The organism is Actinomyces sp. ICM58, from assembly GCF_000283035.1.
In the GTDB taxonomy this organism is placed as follows: domain Bacteria; phylum Actinomycetota; class Actinomycetes; order Actinomycetales; family Actinomycetaceae; genus Pauljensenia.
The window spans coordinates 1-1,808 of the sequence record NZ_ALIY01000086.1; the positions used below are offsets into that span (position 1 = coordinate 1).

2 protein-coding genes are annotated in these 1,808 nt (G+C 70.5%); both read left to right on the forward strand.

Annotation, left to right across the window (positions count from 1 at the left end; genetic code table 11):
* Positions 1-172: 172 nt before the first annotated feature.
* Positions 173-1,216, forward strand: a complete 1,044-nt coding sequence (locus HMPREF1138_RS04215) for an FKBP-type peptidyl-prolyl cis-trans isomerase (protein WP_009056936.1) — start codon at positions 173-175, stop codon at positions 1,214-1,216.
* A 60-nt stretch (positions 1,217-1,276) separates the two neighbouring features.
* A partial coding sequence (locus HMPREF1138_RS04220) for a chorismate synthase (RefSeq protein ID WP_039936842.1) occupies positions 1,277-1,808 on the forward strand: 532 nt, incomplete at its 3' end.

Sequence of the window (1,808 nt, forward strand, 5' to 3'; positions counted from 1 at the left end):
TCATCGCGGCAGCGGAGGACGCGCGCGCCGACCTCAGCGTCGACTGGGTGCACGTGCGCCTCGACGATTCCTCGGCCATTCCGCTCTCCCTGCAGGATCCACTGGCCACCTCGGACCCGCGCGTCGATGGACTCATCGCGCAGATCATCGCGTCGTCTCCTACGATTCCGGCATGAGCTCAGCTTCGCAGACCCCCGACTCCTCGCGTGCCCGACGCGCGAAAGGCTCCTCGCAGCGCGCTGCCGCGAGAGGTGAGCGCTCGCGCGGCTCCTCGCGTGCTTCGCTGCTCGGACGCCTCCTCCTCGCCCTGGTGCTCCTCGCGGCGGGAGGCGGCATCGCCTGGTGGGCTCTCCACCCGGCCGAGCCGAGCGCGACGGAGGTAACGGCCGAGCCGAGCCCGCAGTCGGCGCCGCTTCCCCTCTTCGAGCGCGTCGCCGTCTCGGGCCGCGTCGGCGCGACGCCGACGATCGAGATCAAGGCCCCTCTCGAAGTCACGGGAACGAAGGCGACCACCCTCGTCGAGGGCAGCGGGCGTGACATCACCGAGGGCTCTCCCGTACTGGTCGCGATCACCGCCTTCGACGGCGAGACCGGGCAGACCCTGTCGGAGTCGGGACGCCCGCAGCTGAGCCTGGGCATCGTGGGAAGCGACGTCATCGGCGACGACCTGACCTCCATGGTCGTGGGTCAGCGTGAGGGCACGCGCATGGTCGCCTTCCGCACGATCGCGCCGGGTGCCGGCGCGCCGGGAGCCACCAGCGGCATTGAGGTCGACGTCATCGACATCCTGCCTTCGATCGCCATGGGGACTGCGGTGGATGCCACGGTCGGCCCCCTGAGCGTCGAAATGAGCCCGGAGGGCCCGATCATCACGCATTCGACCACCGTTCCCGACGGGGTCACGACGCAGGCCCTCATCAAGGGCGACGGCGTACAGGTCCACGAGAGCGATCGGGTGGTCGCCCAGTTCACGGTGCTCGGCTGGACGGACGGCGTCGTGCGCGTCTCCACCTGGGAGACGGGCATCCCGCAGGTCATCAACCTCAGCACGGCCATGCGCGGCCTCCAGACCGCACTGGTCGATCAGAAGGTCGGGTCGCGCCTGGCGATCACGATCCCGCCGGACCTGGCGGCCGGCGACGATACGCTGTGCATCGTCATCGATATTCTCGGCACCGAACCGAGCCTGAGCGGCGACGAGTCCTCCCAGTCCTGAGCGTTCACCCCGTGAGAGACGGCGGGCGTCGGCGGGCGGCCTTGTGGGACACTGGGAGGCATGCTGAGATGGATGACCGCCGGAGAATCGCACGGGCCCGCACTGCTTGCCACGATCGAGGGGATTCCCTCGGGCCTGCACCTCACCACGGAGGATCTGCGCCGCGCCCTTGCTCGGCGCCGCCTCGGCTATGGGCGCGGCGCGCGCCAGAAGTTTGAGGCCGACGACGTCTCGATTCTTGCGGGCGTTCGCCACGGCGTGACGACGGGCGCCCCGGTCGCCCTGCGCATCGGTAACTCCGAGTGGCCCAAGTGGGAGACCGTCATGAGCGCGGACCCCGTGGATCCCTCGGCTCTTCTCATTGATGCCGGTACCGGGGACGAGCGCGAGATCGCGCGGAACCGCCCGTTGACGAGGCCTCGCCCGGGGCACGCCGACCTGCCCGGCATGCTCTCCTATAATCTGCCCGAGGCTCGCCCCGTCCTCGAGCGCGCCTCCGCCCGCGAGACCGCCGCGCGCGTCGCCCTCGGCGCGCTGGCCGAGGCGCTCATCGACCAGGTCGCCGGCATCCGCCTCGTTTCCCACGTCGTGG

Coding starts and splice junctions, on each gene's coding strand:
- HMPREF1138_RS04215 (WP_009056936.1), top strand. CDS start 173: ATGAGCTCAGCTTCGCAGACCCCCGACTCCTCGCGTGCCCGACGCGCG.